We start from the raw sequence: 14,845 nt of genomic DNA, 5'->3' as shown, positions 1-14,845 counted from the left end.
GGGGTCAGTGGCCATGGCCGCCCCCCGCTTCGGGCTGGGCCCGCTTCTGCTGGAACGCCTTGAGGAGGTAGGCGCCCTCGGCCACCACTGTCTCGCCGGACTTCAGCCCCTCCGCCACAAGCACCTCGTCCTTGACGTCCAGCCCGCGTCTGACGGGCCGGAACACCGCTTCTGCCTGGTCCACCACGAAGACTCCCCAGCGGCCGTCCGTCTGCTGGAGCGCCGCCTGGGGCAGGTAGACCGCGCGTTCAAGGGGCACCTTCACCTCCAGGGAAGCGCCGGGGATGGGCAGGGAACCACCCAGAAGGCGCAGGCGATAGCTGAGTCGCCGGGTATCGGTGGTGAGTACGGTGGGGGTGCCCTCCAGCCGGGCCCTCCAGCGCTGGCCATCGCTCTGGCGGACCTCGGTCACGGCACCGGGCCGCCAGTTCTCCGGGGCGGGGAGCGGCAATTCAAGGCGTGCGATGGCGGCCGAGGCGGCCTGGAAGCTGCCCAGGTCCTGACCCGCTTCGACCCCCTGGCCGGGCTGGATCTTGTAGGCCGTGACCGTGCCGCCCTTCGGGGCCCTCACGGTCAGGACGGCGCCTGCGGTTTCCGGATTCTGGCCCCGGGCCTCCAGGGCGAGACGGGCGGCCTCTTCGTCGGCTCGGGCCGTGGCGGCCTCGCTCCGAGCGGCTTCCAGCTCTCGGCGCGAACCCGCCTGAGCCTCGAAAAGCCGCTGCTCCCTGGCCAGTTCGCCCTCGGCGCGGTCACGCTTAGCGCGGGCGGACAGCCAGTCGGCCTTGAAGCGGGCCAGCTCGGGGCTCTGGAGGGTGACCAGTCCCGCGCCGCTGCCGACATGCTGCCCCGGCGCGATCAGGATGGCCGAGACGATTCCTTTCACGGGGCTGCTGAGGACGGCCTGGGCGGACTCGTCGCCGATGGCCTCGGCGGGATACCAGGCGCCTTCCGCCCTGGGTTCGGGAACCACCAGGAAGCGGAGGCCCCGGATGTCCTTCAGGGGGAGATGGGCGCCCTCTTCGGCGTGGGTGATCCCCTCCTTGTGGGTTTCCTTGGCCTCTGGAGGTGCGGCTTTGCGATCACAGGCCACGGTGGCCGTCAGGGCAAGGGTCAGCAGGGAACATGGGATGGCATGGTTCATGGGTTCACCTCGGCCGTGAGGGCCTGGAGTTCGGCGCTGAGAAGGTGGGCGGCCTGGAGGCGGCGGTAGGACGCGGCCTGGGCCTCCAGGAGCAGGCGGCGGATGGGCAGGGCCTCGGAAGGCCGTTCCCTGCCCTCGCTGAGCCGCAGGCTGATGGCGTGGAGGGACAGGTCGAAACCCTTGAAGGGCAGGGCCGGGGGGGCGACCTGAAGCCGCGTCAGCGCCGACTGGAAGCGGGCATCCAGCTCCAGTAGGGCCACCTCCAGCTCGCGCCGGGTGGCCTGGAGGGTGGCCTCGGTCTCGCGGCGCAGAGCTTGGCTTTCACCGGGGCGGGAGAAGCGGTAGGCCAGGCCGACCTTGCCGATGCGCTCCTCGCCCTCCCGGGCGTAGCTGCCCCGCAGGCTCCAGCGGCTGGTGGCCAGGGCCTCCTGGTGGCGCAGGGCCTGCTCCTCCAGATCCAGGCGGCTTTGGATGGCCTTGCGCAAGGTGCTGGCCTCGAACCTGGCCTGGAGCCCATCCGTGGAGAGCGTCAGTGGGTCGCCAGGATCCATGAGGGGAACGGGCGTCCCCGGGACCTCGGCGGCGGTCCGAAGGCCCACCCAGGCGTTCAGCCGCTGCCGACGGGCCTCGTCGAGATCCGCCTCGGCGCGGAGCGCTTCGCCCTCCACCAGGCTCACCTGGAACCCGGCGTCCGCTCCGGCCTCCAGGCGCGCCTGGGCGGCCTTGAGCCAGGTCCGGACCGTGGCAAGGTCCGCCTCGCGGAGGTGAAGCAGGCGCTCGGCCAGCCAGGCCTCCAGGTAGGCTTGGCGCAGGTGGAACCGGGCTTCGATCCGGGAGGCCCCGCGCAGGGCCGGATCCGCCTGGCCCAGGGACGCCTCCAGCCGCCGCCGGATGCCCGGCGACAGGAACAGGGGCAGATCCAGATCGACGGACTGGTCCGTCGTGGAAGGGCCAGCCGTGCGGGTGCGCGGGCCTGCGGAGAGGCCCAGGGAGGGCCCCTCGCGGAGGAAGCCCCGCGTACCGCCCAGGGCCCGGTGGCGTTCGGCCAGCAGGGCCTCGATCCGGTCCTGCCCGGGGCTCGTGCGGGCCCGCGTGAGGATGTCGTCATAGGAGAGGGGCGGCGCCTGGGCCATGAGCAGGCAGGGCAGCGCCCCCAGAAGGAAAGTGCGCATCGGGACCTCGATCGGGAAGGAAGGGCATCGCGGCAGGGCGAGGCCCAGCCGCAGGTTCAGGTGCTCATGCCCTCAGGCCCGGGGAGGGTCCTTCTCCGGTTCGATGTCGAGGCTGACGAGGTTCACGACCCGCTCGATCTGGAAGCGCGGGCTCGGCAGGGGATCTGGCGCGGGAGGCGCCGGCGCCTCCGGCACTGGCACCGTGGCACAGCCATCGGCGCAGAAGATGTGGCAGATGGGTGCGCAGTCATCGCTGACGCCCTCCGCGCACTGGTCCAGACTGGTGGCACCCAGGTACACCGAGGCCAGGCACAGGAGCAGGATCGCGATCCAGCGCCTCATGGGGTGGTCGCCTTGGAGCGACCCTGGGGCTCCCCGCGCCGGCAGGCCGCGTCCAACACGAGCTGGCTCATGCAGGCGTCCACAGGGGCGTGGCGGAGACCGGGCGGCAGCTTGGCCATCGGAGTGACTATGGCATGGAGTCAGTCGGTGCTGGGACGGGGACCCCGTGGGAATGTGATTCGGGCCACGGGGGCGGCCCGTCTGGGACCTCGATCCCTGCCAACCGGGCCTCCAGCTCCTCGATTCGCTGCTGCAGGGGGCGGAGGATGTCGCCGACTTGGGCCTCTGTGAAGCGGCGGGTGATGTGCTGGGGACAGTTCCAGTCGAAGGCTTCCACCTGGATGCGGAAGAGCCGCTCGGTGGCCCTCTCCTGGCCCGGGGGGATCAGCACCTTGGCCAGTTCGGGGTACTCTTTGCCGCTCAGGATTTCGGCCCGGCCAAGGATCTTCAGGCGGGCCTGGAGGGGATAGCTCATGAGGAACAGGCACACTCGACCGTCATGGGTCAGGTTCCCCGTGGTCAGGAGCTGCCGGTTTCCTTTGAGGTCTGCAAAGCCCAGGACCGAGGGCCCCAGCACCTTCAGGAAACCCTTGGCGCCGCCCCGGTGCTGCACGTAGGGCCAGCCATCCTGGCTCACGGAGCCCATGTAGAAGCTATCCATCTCCGCGATGAAGGCCTTTTCATCCTCCCCGAGGGTGTCGGGTGGGGCGGTGCCCGGACGGGACTGGCTTCGGCCGTAATGGCGTGCCTGGGCGGCCTGGACATCTGGGGTCAGCATGAGGTCCATGAAGCGGGAAGGCATGGGGTCTCCTCTGAAGAATGAATCGGGCCGCCTTCTGGTGGAGGCAGCCCGGAAGTGATGCATCACACGTGGGCGAAGCGCTCGACCTTGGGGAAGTCCACCACGGTGCCCGCCACGAGGTTCGTGTAGTTGGTGAGGACGTTGATGGCCACGTTGGCCACCACCTCCAGCAGATCCTGGTCGTCGAGGCCGGCCTCGCGGGCAGCCTGCAGGTCCAGGGGCGAGACCCGGCCGCGTTCCCGGACCACGGCCCGGGCAAAGGCGGCGAGGGCGGCCTGGCGGCGGTTCGCGGGTACCCCCGAGCGGGCCTGCAGGATGGTATCGGCGTCCAGGCCCACCATCTTGCCGATGGCGCTGTGGGCGGCTAGGCAGTAGTCGCAGCCGTTGGCCTCGGCCACGGCCAGGGCGATGACTTCGCGCTGCGGGGCGTCCAGATGGCCCGTGCCGATGGCTTCGGAGGCGCCGAGGTAGGCCTTCAGGGCCGCCGGGGCCTTGGCGAGGGTGAGGAACAGGTTGGGGACCCGGCCCAGCTTGGCCTTGACCGCCTGGAGGATGGAGGCGACTTCCGGGGAAGCCTGGGTGGGATCGAGGGGGAGGATGGTGGCCATGGGTGGCTCCTGGGGCTGGGTGCACAGCGCACCTCCCAAAAGTGGCACCCTGGTTCCACCCGAAGGTGACTGAGGGTCCGAGAAAGCAGACCTGGAGTCCCAGATGACCTCCGACGCCCTCCAGCCCCTCTTTGAACGCTTCCGCCTGCACGCCCAGACCTTCTTCACGGGCAACCTGTGCGCCGTGGCCAGCTTCGATCAGCCCCGGGACCACGGGCACCTCCACCTGGTCCGGGCCGGCAGGGGCGAGATCCGCTACCTGGGCGGCCGGAAGGCCCTGAAGATCCACGGGCCGGGCCTGCTGTTCTACCCGCGCAACCTGCCGCATCACCTCGTGCCGGAGGGGCCCGAGGGACTCGACCTGGTCTGCGCCACCATCACCTTCGGCATCGGGGTGGGCTGCCCCCTGGCCTTGGCCCTGCCCGAGGTCATGCACCTGGGGGTGGATCGGGTGGGGCCGCTGGCGGAACTGATCTTCCAGGAGGCCTTCGCGTCGGCGGAAGGCAGGCAGGCGGTGGTGGACCGGTTGTGTGAGGTCGTCCTGGTCCACTTCGTGCGCCATGCCGTGGGGGAGGGCATGACCCAGGCCGGGCTGCTGGCTGGGCTGGTGCACCCGCAGCTCCGGAGCGCCCTCATGGCCGTGCATGCGGATCCGGCCCGCCCCTGGACCTTGGACGACATGGCGGCCGAGGCCGGGCTCTCCCGCAGCGGGTTCGCGCTCCAGTTCAAGCAGACCGTGGGGCTGACACCAGGAGAGCACCTGGCCCGGTTCCGCATCGCCACAGCCCAGGAGCGGCTGGCTCGGGGCGTGCCGCTGAAGGTCGTGGCCTTCGACGTGGGCTACGGCAGCTCGACGGCCCTGTCCCGGGCTTTCCGGGAGTTCACGGGACAGTCGCCGAGGGCATGGCTGCAGGGGCAAAGGGCGGTGGGCTGAGGGCGGAGGCCTGTCTGGGACTTCGACCCATGCCACCGGGACTCGAACCGGCCGCAGCCCGCTTTGCGGTCTGCCGATCTTGCTCCGGCCCTCCGGGGGTGGGTGTCGGCCTGCCCGGGGCTTCGACCCATGCCACCGGGACTCGAACCGGCCGCAGCCCGCTGCGCGGTCTGCCGATCTTGCTCCGACAGCGCCCCGCGCTGTCTCCGCAAGCTCACTGTCGCCGGTTCGACTCCCGGCTCGTTCCAGATTGAAAAACCCCCGCGGGCGGGGGCTTTTCAATCTGGGGCGGCTGACCGGACTCGAACCGGCGACACCTGGAATCACAATCCAGTACTCTAACCAACTGAGCTACAGCCGCCGTTGGACCATCCAGACTATCCTGGGCGGCCTGGGAAGGCCAGCGGGAACCTTCGGGGGACTGCGGTCATCGAATGGCATGCCGGAGGACCCGGCGGAGTGAGGAGATCCATGAAGCGTCAGGTGAAGCAGATTCTCGGGTTGTCGGCCTTCGCGGCCGGGTGCATGGCCTTGGGGATGGGACTCGGCCATGGGTGGGTGGCTTCGGCCCAGGAAGAGAAACCCGTGATGGTGGAGGCCAAGGGCTTCGATCGGCTGCCGCCCATCGCGGACGTGGCCGAGAAGCTGAACCCCACGGTGGTGGCCATCACGAACACCAGCTTCGTGAAGAACCGGCGCGGCTTCGAGCACCCCCAGGTGGGCGGCCAGGACTTCTTCGACTTCTTCTTCGGCCCCGGCGGCCCCCAGCAGCGGCGCACCCCCCGGGGCGGTGACGACGAGCAGCGGGCGGTGTCGGGCGGCTCCGGCGTGATCATCTCCCCCGCCGGCGAGATCCTCACCAACTACCACGTGATCGCCAGCATGGGCGGCGGCGACAACGCCCTGGAAGTCAAAACGAATGATGGGAAGAGTTACAAGGCGACCGTCCTGGGTAAGGACAAGGAGTTGGACATTGCGCTGATCAAGATCGACGCCTCGCACCTGCCCTTCGCCAAGCTCGGCGAGTCCGATTCCCTGCGCATCGGCGAGTGGGTGGTGGCCATCGGCAACCCCTTCGGCCTGGAGCACACCGTCACGCAGGGCATCATCAGCGCCAAGGGCCGCAAGCTCGATACGGGTGTCAGCTCCTTCCTGCAGACCGACGCCGCCATCAACCGTGGCAACTCCGGCGGTCCCCTGCTGAACCTCAAGGGCGAGATCATCGGCATCAACACCGCCATCAACCCGGCCGGCCAGAACATCGGCTTCGCCGTGCCCATCAGCCAGGTGAACCGCATCCTCAAGGACCTGCGCAGCGGCAAGCCCGTGAGCCGGGGCTACCTGGGCATCGGTCCCGCCGAGCTGGACCAGGCCTACCAGGACGCCCTGGGCGTCAAGGAGGGCGTGGTGGTCAGCACCGTGGAGAAGGACCAGGCCGCGGACAAGGCCAAGGTGCAGCGCCTGGACGTGATCACCGCCGTGGAGGGCCAGCCCGTGCACAGCCCCGACGAGCTGGTGACCGCGGTCTCCAGCCGCCGGGCGGGCGAGACCCTCAAGCTCACCATCTGGCGGGATGGCAAGACCCTGACCCTCACCGCCACCCTGGGCGACCGCAAGGCCATCGAGGACCAGCGTCGCCGCGAGGCCGGCGAGGAGCCCGAGGGCGACGGCGGGGCCAAGCCCCAGGGCGACCTGAAGAGCCTCAACCTCGAGAAGGCCTACGGGTTCACCGTCGAATCCGCCGATCCTAAGAACCGGCTCAAGGGCGTGGTGGTGACCTCGGTGGATCCCCGCTCCCCCGCCGCGGACCGCGGCCTGGCCCCGGGCATGATCATCACCGAGATCGGCCGCCAGCCCGTGAACACCCTGGGCGAGTTCAACGCCGCTGTGAAGAAGTCCGGGGGCCGCACCCTGCTCCTCTTCATCCAGTCCCCCAACGGCAACCAGAAGATCACCCTGGCCATTCCCCCCCGCTGAGCTGTTGCCCCAGCCTGAAGATACCGATGAAGGAAGCCCTGGGACACCCAGGGCTTCTTTCATTCCGCTAGACTTGTGGGTTCAACCCAGCCTAAGGAATCGACCATGGGCCAACGCCTTCTCCTCGTGGACAGCGACCGGAGCTTCCTCAAGGAGCACCAGGTCAGCCTCGAAGCGGCCTTCGATCTGGAGCTGGCGGCCTCGCCGGATGGCGTACTGGCCAAGCTGGAGACCGGCGCCTTCGCCGCCGTCTTCATCTGCGTCGAGGTGTCCGACAACAAGGGCTACGCCCTCTGCTCCTCCATCCGCAAGAACGCCAAGCTGGACGGCGTGAAGATCGCGCTCATCAGCGCCAAGGCCACGGAAGAGGAATACCGGCGCCACCAGAGCCTGAAGGGCCGGGCCGACCTCTACCTGCACAAGCCCATGGCGCCCAGCGCCCTGGTGGCCGCCCTGGCGCCCCTGGTGCCCGGCCGCACCCTGGATCCCGACAACCCGCTGGGCGAGCTGGTGGACACCGAGCTGGGCGATGACTGGCTGGACAGCCTGAAGGGCGCCCTCGACGGCCCGGCCGCCGAGCTGTCCGCCGCGCCGGTCTTCGGCGTCCGGCCCTCCTCGCCCGTCCAGACCACCAACCTGGACCGCGGCCCCGCCCTGTCCACCGAAGTGCCCCCCGACAGCCGCCACGTGCGGCTCCTGGAGGACCAGGTCGCCAACCTCCACGAGGAGATGCGGGCCAAGGACCAGCGCCTGGCCGCCGCCGAGGAGCGGCTCCGGGCCGCCGAGGCCGAGGCCCAGCAGATCCAGCGCCAGCTGAACTCCGTGACCTTGAACCTGGATGAGCTGGAGCGCAGCACCCGCGAATCCGACACCCTGAAGGCGCGCCTCGCCGAGACCGAGGCGGCCCTCCGCGCCCTGGAGGAGACCCGGGGCCGCGAGGGGGAGAGCGCCGAGACGCTGAAGGCCCAGCTGAAGGAGGCCCTCACCGAGCGCACGGACCTCATCCAGCAGGTGGAGACCCTCAACCAGCAGGTGGGCGAGAAGGCCCAGCGGGCCATCGAGCTGCTGAAGGAACGGGATCGCCTGCTGCACGAGACCATCGACCTGGAGCCCTTCAAGGCCAAGGCCGGGGAGCTGGAGGCCACCCTGGCCGAGAAGGAGGCCGCCCTCGCGGCCCGCCAGCAGGAGCTGGACGCCGCGCAGCTCGCCCAGGGCCAGCTCCACACCACCATCGAAGGGCTGGTGGAGCAGCACACCACGCTGGAGGGCGTCCACCAGGCGACCCTGCTGGAGGTGGTGGGCTACAAGGAGAAGGCCCACGGCTACCAGCTGGAGATCGCGGGCCTCGAGGCCACCATGCGGGGCCAGGGCCGCGATCTGGCCGAGCTGGGCGTCCGGCTGCGCCAGGTGGAGACGGAGCTGGAGGCCAGCCAGGCCCTCGTCCTGGAGCGCGACCAGCAGCTGCTGGCCCGGCAGGAGATCCTCCAGCAGCACCAGGAGGAGATCGCCCACCTCGGCACCCAGCTGGCCGCGATCCGCCAGGAGCTGGACGAGACCAACATCCTCCACGACGGCCAGCGCCTGGAGCTCATGAACGGCCTGGATCAGAAGGAAGCCGAGATCATGCGCCTGAACCAGGTGATCACGGAACTCCAGGAGTCCCATGCGGCCCTGGAGCGGGAGAAGCAGGCCGTCCACGGCCAGCTCTCCGAGCACCGCGACCGCCTGCAGAACCTCGACGGCCTGTTCCAGGAGATCCAGGACAAGCTGCGCCGCGGGTCTGATCTCGCGAGAGGATAACGGCTGTGACCCTCGCCGCGGCCCTCATCTGCGCCGCCCTCATCTTCCTCAGCGCCTTCTTCGTCCTGGCCGAGTTCGCGGCCGTGCGGGTCCGCGAGACGCAGCTGGAATCGCTGGCCGAGGAGGATCCCCGCGCCCACCGGGCCCTGGAGGTCCACCGGGGGTTGTCCCACCACCTGTCCGCCATCCAGGCGGGCATCGTGCTCTGCGCCCTGGCCCTGGGCGCCGTGGGCGAGGGGATGTTCAGCCACGCCTTCCACCTCCTCTTCGGCCACCTGCCCTGGCCCCGGCTGGTGCTGCCCCTCAGCACGGCCCTGGCCCTGCTGGTGATGACCACCCTCCACGTGGTGCTGGCCGAGCTGGTGCCGCGCAGCCTGGCCATCCGCGCCGCCGTGCCCTGGGCCCTGCGCACCGCCGCGCCCCTGCTGGCCTGGTCGCGCCTGGTGCGGCCCCTCACCTGGTGCCTGACGAAGCTGAGCCACCTGGTGCTGGCCCTCTTCGGGGTGCATCCCGAGGCAGACGCCGAGGACCTGCTGCCCTCCGAGGCCGAGTTCCGCCGCATGCTCGAGCGCAGCCAGGCCCAGGGCCACCTGGAGCTGGACCGCAAGGAGCTCATCGAGAACCTCTTCGACTTCAGCCGCCGCATGGTGAAGGAGATCGCCGTGCCCCGGGCCCGGGTGGTCTGCTTCGACCTCACCCGCAGCCTCGCCGACAACCTCGCCCTGGCCCGCACCACGCCCCACACCCGCATCCCTCTGGTGGAGGGCGACCTCGACCGCGTGGTGGGCGTCATCCACCTCAAGGAGCTGCTCTGGGCCATGCAGGACACGGATGGCGACGTGGACCTGCGCGAGCTGGCCAAGCCCCCCTTCTTCGTGCCCGAGATGAAGCCCATCCAGGGATTGCTGCTGGAGTTCCAGCAGCGCAAGCAGCACCTCGCCCTGGTGGTGGACGAGCACGGCGGCGTGGATGGCCTGGTCACCCTGGAGGATGTCCTCGAGGAACTGGTGGGCGAGATCCAGGACGAATTCGACCGCGAGGCCATTCAGCTGCGCAAGACTCGCGGCGGCGCCTGGCTGGCCCAGGGCAACGTCCTGCTCGAGCAGCTGGAGGATCACCTGAAGCTCAGCCTGGAGACCGAGGCCGGCTCCGTGAGCCTGGGCGGCTTCTTCCAGGAACACCTGGGCCGCGTGCTGCGCCCCGGGGACGAGCTGCGCCTGCAGGGCTGGCGCATCCGCGTGCTGTCCATGCGCGGGCGCGCGCCGGGCCAGTTCCTGCTCAAGCCCCTGCCGCCGGAAGCGGCCACGCCCAATGCCTGAGCCGCTGGAGGGCTTCCTGCTGGCGGCGGGCATGGGCCTGCGCATGGGGGCCCTCAGCCAGTGCCTGCCCAAGCCCGCCTGGACCCTGCGGGGCCGGCCCCTGCTGCAGTGGGGCACCGAGGCCATGCGCAGTGAGGGCATCACCCGGCTGGCCTGCAACGCGCACCTGTGGCCCGAGCGGCTCCGCGCCGTGGCCGAGGGCATCGAGGTCTGCGAGGAGCCAGAGCTGCTGGGCAGCGCCGGCGGCCTGCGCCACGCCCGGGGCCGAGTGGAGACCGAGCTGCTCAGCTGGAACGCCGATGTGTGGGCCGAAGCCGTGCCCTTCGGCCGCCTGCGGGCCGCCCACCGCCAGGCCCGCGCCACGCTGAGCTGGCTGCTCATCCCGCACCCGGGGGGCCCCTGGAATCCCGTCTGGATGGACGAGCAGGACCGGGTGCTGCCCAAGGACGTGGTGGGGCCCAAGGGTCCCTTCCACTTCACCGGCGCCGCCGCCTGGTCCCCCGAGGCCCTGGCTCTGCTGCCCGAGGGGCCCAGCGAGGTGAACGACCTGCGGCCCCGGTTGCCCTTCCATCTGGGCGTGGTGGTGGAGCCCTTCGCCTGGCGGGAGGTGGGCACGGCGGACGCCCTCATCCAGGTCGCCGCCGAGCTGGCCCCGGACCAGGAGGGCCGCCTGCCCGGCTGCTACGTCCACCCCACGGCGCTCATGCCACCAGGAGCCGCCGACCGCCTCACCCGCTGCGTCCTGGGCCCCGGCGCCGCGCCGATGCCTTCCTTCGCCGACAGCGATGCCCTCTGGTTCGAGGAGCGCGGGAACCAGGTGCGGCTGGGGCTGTAGCGCTTCAGCCGGAAAAGCCTTCAACCGCGAATGCCGCGAATCGCCCTTCGGGCGCGCGAATGGCGAGCGGCCGTGCTTCCGCCTCCGCTCACGGGGCGGATCCGCCGGCTCTTGAAGGACGGCAGAGCCGCCCCGTGAGCGGCCAGCCACGCAGTTCAGCGTGGCTGGGGGCCACAGGCCCAGGCGGCCCATACCCGGGGCCTTCGCGCCCATTCGCGTCATTCGCGGTTTCAGTCCTGCTCTTAGAAATGGGCTGAGGCAGGCCGATAAGCAGGATCTGTTTTATCACCACCCATCACCGGCCAAAAGGCCCTTTCCAGGTTCCTCCGTGGCTGAAATCCCGTCCGGGAGTACCCTGATTGGATGGATCCCCGTCTTCAACGCGCGCTGGACCGCTGGGAGCTCACCGGACCGCAGGCCCTGGCCGGGGATGCGGGGGCGCGGCAGTACTTCCGGGTGGCCCACCCGCAGCTGGGCACGGCCCTGGTGGTGCTGCACCCCCTGGACGCGCCCGGGAAGACCGACGACAGCTACTTCGAGTTCCGGGCCCTGCAGGCCTACCTGGATCCCCTGCTGCGCGTGCCCACCATCGTGTCGAGCGATGACGCCGATCGCTGCCTGCTGGTGGAGGATCTGGGCGACACCACCCTGGAGCGGCGCCTCATGGAGCATCCCGAGGAGGAGCTGGCCTGGGCCCAGAAGGCGGGCTGGCTCCTCACCACCCTGGCCGGGCCCCTCACCCTGGGCGCCCCCGGGCACACCTTCTTCATGAGCCGCAGCTTCGACCAGCCCAAGTTCCAGTTCGAGTGGGACTACTGCCGCCAGAACTTCTTCCAGGACTTCCTGCAGAAAGATCCGCCCCGCTGGCTGGAGCGCATGATGGACGAGGTCCACGCCAGCCTGGAGACCCGGGCCCACTTCTTCGTCCACCGCGACTTCCACGTGCGCAACCTCATGGTCCACGGCGACCGGCTGGTGGCCATCGACTTCCAGGATGCCCGCCGGGGCGCTGCCACCTACGACCTGGCCAGCCTGCGCTACGACGCCTACTGGGACTGGTCCAGGGAGGCAGGCCGCGCCCTGGTCGCCCCACTGCAGGCCGAACTGGGCTGGAGCCACGAGGCCCTGCTGGAAGAGCTGAACCTCAGCGCCCTGCAGCGCAGCCTCAAGGCCCTGGGCACCTTCGGCCACCAGCTCGTGCACCGCAAGAAGGCCCACTTCGCCCCCGCCGTGCCCCGCACCCTGCGCCACCTGCGCGGCCACTTCCAGCGCATGAACCACCAGGACGGCGTCCTCGCCAGCGAGCACATGCTGAGGCTGGCGGAAGAGCGGTTATTGAAGGGGTAGGGGCAGGCGACGTCCGTCACAAGCGACCCTCGATTCGTGAGACGCGGGCGTAGGATGGGCGGGTCCAATCCCGTAGGGCAGCCGAGGGCGCTAGGTCTTGGTTCGCCTAATGCAGAATTAGGAGATTTCCCAGATGCCTGAACCCACCAAGACATGCTTTGTAATAATGCCGATCACAACGCCTTCACAGCGTTTGAGCGATTATCGAGAAGACTCGAAACACTTCGAGCATGTTTATGAACATTTGTTTTGCCCGGCAATTATAAAGGCGGGTTTGTCGCCCACCTCTCCTGCCGCGAGCGGCTCAGAAGTAATTCAAGCTGGAATAATCAAAAATCTCGCCGAAGCAGACCTTGTCCTATGTGATCTTTCCTCCCTGAACGCCAACGTTTTTTTTGAATTTGGAATTCGAACAGCTTTAAATTTACCTGTGGTCATTGTCGCTGACGAAAAAACACCAAATATTCCGTTCGATATTCACTTGATCAATAGACACACTTATGAAAGCTCTTTAGATGTATGGTCTATTAACAATCAAATCGATTCACTCGCCATTCATATAGCTAACTCCATCGATAAATCCTCAGGTTCTAATGCCTTATGGAAATATTTTGGAATTTCTGCCTCGAGCCAACTCAATTCCGAACCAGCTACACCTGATGACAAACTCAACCTAATTCTTGATGAATTGAATTTTATTAAGCAACAGCAAAATGCATTAGAAAACAAGTCCTTAACTACGCAAGATCTTGCAACAAGTATGCTTGAGGCAGAGAAAGCACTACGACGGGCTAGGCTCTTCGAAACGAAGGTAAGCAGACCGACTACCGTTTCATCATTAATGCTTGAGGCGATTAAGAAGAACAACATCGGAAACAAATGAACTAGATATCTAGCATATTCAGTTTTTACCCAAATCCCCTAACCCTCCGCTCAAGTCGGACCCCGCCTGCATTGCCTTCCGCTCTCTCTCAACATTTCGCTATCTCAGCTCCGTTCATCGCTTCGGTGCGGGCGTGGCCGCTTAGCTTCCTTCGTCAGGCACAAAGGAGAATCCATGTTTCGAGAAATCACCATCCAAAGGCTGTCCGCTGGGTCTCTCTTCAAGCTGTCGGCCATTGGGTTATTCACAACTCTGATCCCCTTTTCAATCCTTATGGGGTTTGGTGCTTTATTCGGTGCTTCGACGGTCACCTGGAATCAGCAGGCCATTACCGGGGTTGCAGGTCTTATTGCTTCCCCTTTCATCGGTGCATTCATCGCGCTCATCTTCACCATGTTTCTTGGCTGCAGCATGGCATTCGGCCTTTGGCTTTTCAGCCAATTCCGACCTCTGACCTTGCTCGTTAAGGAACTTGACGAGGTTGTGCCTAACCCTGCGCTCAACTCGGATCCGGCCACAAGCGACTAAGTCCTTTCCCTGGCTGTTCCTTCACATCGTCTTCGCTGAGCGTTTCAGCCGCGGCTGGGCCGGTTAGCTCGTCTCCCCCAATCGCCCGACTGGCTGTTGTGCCGGTTAGTTACATCCGAAAAGGCCACCATGCTCACAAGAATTCTGATTGCAGGCGCGGTCGGCGCCCTGATGGGTCTGATCTACTTCGGGATCATCAACATCCCGGCCATCAAACGGAACGTCGGGAAGGTTCCCCATTGGGTGGGAGTCCTGGTGGTGATCGCGGCCGGAAGGCTGTTCGAACCCATGGTCACGGCCGCTTGGGAGGCCTTCCAGCTGCCCGCCCGCACGGAATCGGCGCTACTCCAAGTGGACGTGTTCAGGACGATCAAGGAACAGGAGCCGAAGCTCTTCCAGGAGATCCTCCAGCGCTCCGTCGAAGCGCTTCGCAGGGACCGCAAGGCGAGCCTCACGCCCATCACGGCGAAGTACTGCACCAAGCTGGTATTGAGCCGCATCCCCCATGCCGACGACCGGGCCATCATCGAGTACATGCGCTCGACGATCGAGATCACGCGCTACCTGGATTCGCGCAGCCACGATCAGGCCTTCGCCTACCTCTTCCCGGACCGGGTCCAGTACAAGCTCCCCTTCCTGGCCGATCTCCCCAAAGAGCGGCTGGAACGGCAGCTGGGGGCCCTCAATGGCGTGCTGGTCAGCTCGTTCAAGCAGCAGCGCCCCATACCCACGGAAACCGAGATCCAGCCTATCATGATCGACGTGCTCACCGGGATCAGAGACCGCTGCGACATCAGCATCTTCTCCAAGCTGGAGCGCCCGGATCTCGATCACGCGGAAACGCTCCGCACACTCCTCGCCTACTACGACGGCATCTTCGCCCTGCAGGAACCACGGGCAGGTGCGGTGCTGCGATACTCCCTGGCCCAGTAGGTCGGAGCCCATGGACATCCACCAGAGCCTCAGCTGGAAGCAGGTCCTGATTGCGGTGGTCGCCCTGTCTGCGTTCGGAACGTTCTTCACGCCCATCCAGTATTTCGTCCTGACCCATCCTGTCGTCGGCTTCCTCATCCTTGCGGGGTTGATTGGCAGCTGGTTCCTCTACCGCAAAACCAGACACAGTGGGCTTCCGACCTGATTCCCCGTTAAGCTTTCGT

At 67.3% G+C, this 14,845-nt stretch carries 15 protein-coding genes and 1 tRNA gene; 10 read left to right on the top strand and 6 right to left on the bottom strand.

The window, feature by feature from the left end; translation table 11 throughout:
• Positions 1 to 4: 4 nt before the first annotated feature.
• The 5 genes from QOZ81_RS16065 to QOZ81_RS16045 all read right to left on the bottom strand — a co-directional run bounded on the left by QOZ81_RS16065 (position 5) and on the right by QOZ81_RS16045 (position 4,065).
• Complete coding sequence (locus QOZ81_RS16065) at positions 5 to 1,141, bottom strand: efflux RND transporter periplasmic adaptor subunit (protein WP_291203886.1); 1,137 nt, start codon at positions 1,139 to 1,141, stop codon at positions 5 to 7.
• On the bottom strand, positions 1,138 to 2,313 hold the full coding sequence (locus QOZ81_RS16060) for a TolC family protein (RefSeq protein ID WP_291203889.1): 1,176 nt from the start codon (positions 2,311 to 2,313) through the stop codon (positions 1,138 to 1,140). Before QOZ81_RS16060 ends, QOZ81_RS16065 begins: the two co-directional genes overlap by 4 nt.
• 72 nt (positions 2,314 to 2,385) lie before the next feature.
• Positions 2,386 to 2,655 (bottom strand): hypothetical protein, encoded by a 270-nt coding sequence (locus tag QOZ81_RS16055; protein WP_291203892.1) that lies wholly within the window; start codon positions 2,653 to 2,655, stop codon positions 2,386 to 2,388.
• A 127-nt stretch (positions 2,656 to 2,782) separates the two neighbouring features.
• Complete coding sequence (locus QOZ81_RS16050; RefSeq protein ID WP_291203895.1) at positions 2,783 to 3,457, bottom strand: pyridoxamine 5'-phosphate oxidase family protein; 675 nt, start codon at positions 3,455 to 3,457, stop codon at positions 2,783 to 2,785.
• Between the two features lie 62 nt (positions 3,458 to 3,519).
• Positions 3,520 to 4,065, bottom strand: a complete 546-nt coding sequence (locus QOZ81_RS16045; protein ID WP_291203897.1) for a carboxymuconolactone decarboxylase family protein — start codon at positions 4,063 to 4,065, stop codon at positions 3,520 to 3,522.
• A gap of 103 nt (positions 4,066 to 4,168) precedes the next feature.
• Here QOZ81_RS16045 and QOZ81_RS16040 point away from each other — a divergent pair, with 103 nt between their 5' ends.
• Positions 4,169 to 4,999, top strand: a complete 831-nt coding sequence (locus QOZ81_RS16040; protein WP_291203899.1) for an AraC family transcriptional regulator — start codon at positions 4,169 to 4,171, stop codon at positions 4,997 to 4,999.
• Positions 5,000 to 5,283: 284 nt separating this feature from the next.
• Here the strand turns inward: QOZ81_RS16040 and QOZ81_RS16035 are convergent.
• Positions 5,284 to 5,360 (bottom strand) — tRNA-His (locus tag QOZ81_RS16035).
• Between the two features lie 110 nt (positions 5,361 to 5,470).
• On the opposite strand from QOZ81_RS16035, the gene QOZ81_RS16030 reads away from it, so the two are divergent.
• From QOZ81_RS16030 to QOZ81_RS15990, 9 genes are all read left to right on the top strand, one after another.
• Positions 5,471 to 6,976, top strand: coding sequence for a trypsin-like peptidase domain-containing protein (locus QOZ81_RS16030; protein ID WP_291203901.1), 1,506 nt, complete (start codon positions 5,471 to 5,473; stop codon positions 6,974 to 6,976).
• 105 nt (positions 6,977 to 7,081) lie between these two features.
• Positions 7,082 to 8,776, top strand: coding sequence for a response regulator (locus tag QOZ81_RS16025; protein WP_291203904.1), 1,695 nt, complete (start codon positions 7,082 to 7,084; stop codon positions 8,774 to 8,776).
• Positions 8,777 to 8,781: 5 nt separating this feature from the next.
• Positions 8,782 to 10,095, top strand: a complete 1,314-nt coding sequence (locus tag QOZ81_RS16020) for a hemolysin family protein (RefSeq protein ID WP_291203906.1) — start codon at positions 8,782 to 8,784, stop codon at positions 10,093 to 10,095.
• On the top strand, positions 10,088 to 10,930 hold the full coding sequence (locus QOZ81_RS16015) for an NTP transferase domain-containing protein (RefSeq protein ID WP_291203908.1): 843 nt from the start codon (positions 10,088 to 10,090) through the stop codon (positions 10,928 to 10,930). The genes QOZ81_RS16020 and QOZ81_RS16015 overlap by 8 nt, the downstream gene beginning before the upstream one ends.
• Before the next feature lie 363 nt (positions 10,931 to 11,293).
• Positions 11,294 to 12,277 (top strand): phosphotransferase, encoded by a 984-nt coding sequence (locus tag QOZ81_RS16010; protein ID WP_291203911.1) that lies wholly within the window; start codon positions 11,294 to 11,296, stop codon positions 12,275 to 12,277.
• Between the two features lie 133 nt (positions 12,278 to 12,410).
• Positions 12,411 to 13,160 carry a hypothetical protein gene (locus QOZ81_RS16005; RefSeq protein ID WP_291203913.1) on the top strand — a complete coding sequence of 250 codons (750 nt, stop codon included), beginning with the start codon at positions 12,411 to 12,413 and terminating at the stop codon, positions 13,158 to 13,160.
• Between the two features lie 174 nt (positions 13,161 to 13,334).
• Positions 13,335 to 13,688, top strand: coding sequence for a hypothetical protein (locus tag QOZ81_RS16000; RefSeq protein WP_291203916.1), 354 nt, complete (start codon positions 13,335 to 13,337; stop codon positions 13,686 to 13,688).
• A gap of 171 nt (positions 13,689 to 13,859) precedes the next feature.
• The gene (locus tag QOZ81_RS15995; RefSeq protein ID WP_291203918.1) at positions 13,860 to 14,621 is read left to right on the top strand and encodes a hypothetical protein; all 762 of its coding nucleotides are present in this window, start codon (positions 13,860 to 13,862) and stop codon (positions 14,619 to 14,621) included.
• Between the two features lie 10 nt (positions 14,622 to 14,631).
• Positions 14,632 to 14,826, top strand: a complete 195-nt coding sequence (locus tag QOZ81_RS15990; RefSeq protein WP_291203920.1) for a hypothetical protein — start codon at positions 14,632 to 14,634, stop codon at positions 14,824 to 14,826.
• Positions 14,827 to 14,845 lie beyond the last annotated feature (19 nt).

Source organism: Geothrix sp. (assembly GCF_030219325.1).
In the GTDB taxonomy this organism is placed as follows: Bacteria; Acidobacteriota; Holophagae; order Holophagales; family Holophagaceae; genus Geothrix.
Note: the sequence above shows the minus strand (reverse complement) of the source record. Positions and strands in the feature narration are given on the sequence as shown.

Bases quoted from the DNA above. Each gene is read 5' to 3' on its own strand.
- QOZ81_RS16040 (WP_291203899.1), top strand. From the start codon at position 4,169: ATGACCTCCGACGCCCTCCAGCCCCTCTTTGAACGCTTCCGCCTGCAC.
- QOZ81_RS15990 (WP_291203920.1), top strand. From the start codon at position 14,632: ATGGACATCCACCAGAGCCTCAGCTGGAAGCAGGTCCTGATTGCGGTG.
- QOZ81_RS16015 (WP_291203908.1), top strand. From the start codon at position 10,088: ATGCCTGAGCCGCTGGAGGGCTTCCTGCTGGCGGCGGGCATGGGCCTG.
- QOZ81_RS16000 (WP_291203916.1), top strand. From the start codon at position 13,335: ATGTTTCGAGAAATCACCATCCAAAGGCTGTCCGCTGGGTCTCTCTTC.
- QOZ81_RS16010 (WP_291203911.1), top strand. From the start codon at position 11,294: ATGGATCCCCGTCTTCAACGCGCGCTGGACCGCTGGGAGCTCACCGGA.
- QOZ81_RS16055 (WP_291203892.1), bottom strand. From the start codon at position 2,655: ATGAGGCGCTGGATCGCGATCCTGCTCCTGTGCCTGGCCTCGGTGTAC.
- QOZ81_RS16045 (WP_291203897.1), bottom strand. From the start codon at position 4,065: ATGGCCACCATCCTCCCCCTCGATCCCACCCAGGCTTCCCCGGAAGTC.
- QOZ81_RS16005 (WP_291203913.1), top strand. From the start codon at position 12,411: ATGCCTGAACCCACCAAGACATGCTTTGTAATAATGCCGATCACAACG.
- QOZ81_RS16065 (WP_291203886.1), bottom strand. From the start codon at position 1,141: ATGAACCATGCCATCCCATGTTCCCTGCTGACCCTTGCCCTGACGGCC.
- QOZ81_RS16025 (WP_291203904.1), top strand. From the start codon at position 7,082: ATGGGCCAACGCCTTCTCCTCGTGGACAGCGACCGGAGCTTCCTCAAG.
- QOZ81_RS16050 (WP_291203895.1), bottom strand. From the start codon at position 3,457: ATGCCTTCCCGCTTCATGGACCTCATGCTGACCCCAGATGTCCAGGCC.
- QOZ81_RS15995 (WP_291203918.1), top strand. From the start codon at position 13,860: ATGGGTCTGATCTACTTCGGGATCATCAACATCCCGGCCATCAAACGG.
- QOZ81_RS16060 (WP_291203889.1), bottom strand. From the start codon at position 2,313: ATGCGCACTTTCCTTCTGGGGGCGCTGCCCTGCCTGCTCATGGCCCAG.
- QOZ81_RS16030 (WP_291203901.1), top strand. From the start codon at position 5,471: ATGAAGCGTCAGGTGAAGCAGATTCTCGGGTTGTCGGCCTTCGCGGCC.